The 2970-nt window shown below is 58.0% G+C and carries 5 protein-coding genes; 1 reads left to right on the top strand and 4 read right to left on the bottom strand.

The genetic code is table 11. The features are described 5' to 3' along the window. On the bottom strand, positions 1-214 hold a 214-nt coding region (locus BM064_RS28250; RefSeq protein WP_245779309.1), incomplete at its 3' end, for a hypothetical protein. Here BM064_RS28250 and BM064_RS26470 point away from each other — a divergent pair. Then, positions 125-457, top strand: coding sequence for a recombinase family protein (locus BM064_RS26470; protein ID WP_245779308.1), 333 nt, complete (start codon positions 125-127; stop codon positions 455-457). The genes BM064_RS28250 and BM064_RS26470 overlap by 90 nt on opposite strands. An 8-nt stretch (positions 458-465) precedes the next feature. Here the strand turns inward: BM064_RS26470 and BM064_RS26465 are convergent, their stop codons facing one another. From BM064_RS26465 to BM064_RS26450, 3 genes are all read right to left on the bottom strand, one after another. Next, positions 466-984, bottom strand: coding sequence for a toll/interleukin-1 receptor domain-containing protein (locus tag BM064_RS26465; protein ID WP_245779307.1), 519 nt, complete (start codon positions 982-984; stop codon positions 466-468). Between the two features lie 611 nt (positions 985-1595). Beyond that, the gene (locus BM064_RS26455) at positions 1596-2402 is read right to left on the bottom strand and encodes an endonuclease (RefSeq protein WP_092866547.1); all 807 of its coding nucleotides are present in this window, start codon (positions 2400-2402) and stop codon (positions 1596-1598) included. Then, positions 2395-2970 (bottom strand): DNA cytosine methyltransferase (locus BM064_RS26450; protein ID WP_143103488.1); only part of this gene is annotated, 576 nt, incomplete at its 5' end. The genes BM064_RS26455 and BM064_RS26450, both read right to left, overlap by 8 nt.

Raw genomic sequence — 2970 nt, 5'->3', positions numbered from 1 at the left:
GTATCTCAGCCCCGTCGAATTCGAGGAACGCAACGCCCGCGCCTCTGTCAAAACCGCCGCCTGAGCCGGTCCGCCCGAAGGGGCGCACTCCATCGCCCGGTCCCTGCATGACCTCCTGGACATCGTGAAGGCCGTCCAGCAGGCCGGAGCGGGCTTCCGCTCCTTGGCCGAGGACATAGACACCACGACCCCGGCGGGCCGCCTGGTGTTCCACGTCTTCGCCTCGATCACGCAGTTCGAGCGGGAGCGAATTTCGGAGAGGACCAGGGAGGGCCTGGAAGCCGCGCGAAAGCGGGGTCGAATCGGCGGCCGGCCTGCGGCGCTGAGCAGCGCGCAGAGGGACGAGGCGCGGCGCATGCGGGATAAGGACGGGCACAGCTTGGCCGAGATAGCTCGGCTCTTCGGGGTCAGCGTTTCGACAGTGAGGCGGATCAAAGCCAAGCAAGAAGCCAGCTAAGTCTGGCGCTAGAGGGAGACTAGCTCTGCAAGCTTAGTGGCAACGATTGCCAAAGCCTCTTCTGCGGTGTCCATCCCCCCTCGAGAAGCGAGCAAGGGGCTTATCTCCCTGAGTTGTTCGTATGTCGTTTCATGCACAATTGGTACAAGAAGCTCGCGCGCAAGAAGAACAGAAAGTTCTTTGTCTGCGATCCCCTCCCCACGAATACGATTCAAGAAGGCGGGCGTCACCAGAACGATTCCAATTCTAGATTTTGCCAAACCTCTATCTATTTCCCGAAGCAAAGGCGCGCCAAGGCGAACATCCTTTTCACTGAACCATACAGAAACGCCTTGTGCCTCAAGAAGTTCAAAGAGTTCCTTGGCAGCACCTTTCCGATCATCCCACGCATGGCACAGAAATAGGTCTCGAAGTTCTGGTTGAGCAGCTCGCTTCTCGACGTTCTCACGGATCGGCGTAAGCGCTCGAATTTCGGTAGGCGTGTACACCACTGAAGAACCAGCAGGTGACCATTTAGGCCTGCTCACGCCAGCTCCGCCACGGCTACCCCCCTGGCTCCGGCTCACAACCTGAGGAGCGGGCGGCGGTGAATATGACGGATATGAACTGTAGCTGCTGTAGCCGCGATAGCGATTCCTACATGCAGGACACGCCGCAGCCGCAGCCGCTGATCGGTGCCCTTGTACGGGCGCTGTGCATCTTGCCATGAGCGTAGCCTATGTAGAGCGGCCAATCACACCAATTTATATCCGCTCAATTAGATTTGGGTAGCCCCGATTTATTATCGAGTCCAGCTTTATGGACCATAAATAATCTTCACGGAGAAGCCAGATCAAGACTCTTTTATCGTGGTTCGGGGATTACGATTTGCGTGGCCCTCCGTCACAAAGCGACCAGTCTTGGCGCTTCGTGCCGATCCGGTCGAGCCACCACCCGTCTTCTCGAAGACGGTCGTGCTCGGGCTTCGCTTCCCGTGAGCGCTCGTCACATAGCGCCCGCTGATTGCGCTACGATAGTGCCCATCGCCTCCAGATTTCTTCGCCATGCTCCCGGCCTCCATATGATGTGCCGCAACCACTCTTCAGCGCATCATATAGCACGGCAATGAGAACCTAAGAAGAATTTTCCGAAGTAGGGATCACTCAGCGCCCGCACGTGCGTTGTAGGAATCCAGCTCCGCTTCCGAGATGTCACCCTCGGGAACCAGATCGTAATGGCGCTCCTGCACAATTTTGACGGACTCACCGTCGATGGTGAGTTCGAAAAGCGCGATCGTACCCCCTGGCATGAATTTGGCCGCCAAGGCGCGGCACATCAAACGCGGGTACTTCTCAGCGCAGTACGCGAGGTCTTGATATAGCTGCGCATAGCCGATCTTGTCGTTGCCAACCTTGGCCTGCGCCGGGATGACAAAGTGTCGGCCATGTCGATCAATACCGACGTAAATTTCATCGATTTCTATTTGCCCAATCGCATCAACCGTTGTTCTAAGATGATTCTGGAGACTGTAAGCCGCGATACCGAAAAAAATGTCTATTAAGCGGTTATAACGAATCCTGGCCAAAAGCGCTTGCTCATCAGTGAAGGCATATCTCTTTATTATTTCAGGTGTGGCTTCTGGAACCTTTGTCGACACCAGGTGCCTATTTGGCAGTATATTGCTTCTATCTACTAACCTAAACTCATATTGCGCGATCCCTCGTCCAAGGATCACCCACTCTTTTCCTTTAGGCTGACGGTCCATAATCGCAGGAGGCCATTTCGCGCGATAGCGATACGAATATACTGCTCCATCGCCCATATTTTTAAGCGGCTCAATTCCATGCTTACTACAAGCATCGAAAAGATCCTGACGAGAGAATGGAATTGAAGTTGCACCGTCGCTGTACTTATCTAGAAATACCGCGGTAATAATCTGGCTCTGACGGCTGGGCGGCTTAGCCATGGGCTTCTACCCCCTGTGCTAGCCTCTCCCTCTCGATGTCGATCTGCTTGCGCTTGGTGGCCCCGCTCTTGCGGTCGCGCCGGCCTGCGGGGGCGTCCACCCCGAAATGCGCCGCCGCGCCCGACATGTCGAGCGCCAGAAGGCCAGGATCGCCCAGCTCGACGACGCCCTTCGGACGGGTCGGAACGATGTCCAGGGCGTCCATCACCTGGCCGGCGATCGCCCTGGCGAGCGGCGGGGGCACGGCGTTGCCGATCTGGCGTGCGCCGTGCCACTTGGTGACGTTGAAGCGGAACCAATCCGGGAAGCCGTGCAGCCGCGCCATCTCGCGCACGGTGACGCATCGGTTGTAGCGGTAGTGGATGGGCCTCGGGCTGGTGAACGCGCCCCTGGCCCCGTCCGTACCCGCTCTGAGCGTGTTGGAGACGCCCTGCTCGGGCAGCTTGAAGAAGCGGCTGATCGGCTCGACGGAACCGGGCTCGGTCTCGGCGAAGCGCCTGCGGGAAATCTCGGTGTGGCCCGTGCGGGCGCTCGACGTGAGAAGCGAGGGGTCCCATTCGCGCACGTA

The sequence above is a fragment of the Albimonas pacifica genome (assembly GCF_900113695.1).
GTDB lineage: Bacteria > Pseudomonadota > Alphaproteobacteria > Rhodobacterales > Rhodobacteraceae > Albimonas > Albimonas pacifica.
The sequence above is the reverse complement of the archived record's forward strand: the minus strand, read 5'-3'. Positions and strand labels throughout refer to the sequence as shown.

What these genes read in the sequence shown, in the direction of transcription:
- BM064_RS26455 (WP_092866547.1), bottom strand. Translation starts at nt 2,402, where the DNA reads ATGGCTAAGCCGCCCAGCCGTCAGAGCCAGATTATTACCGCGGTATTT.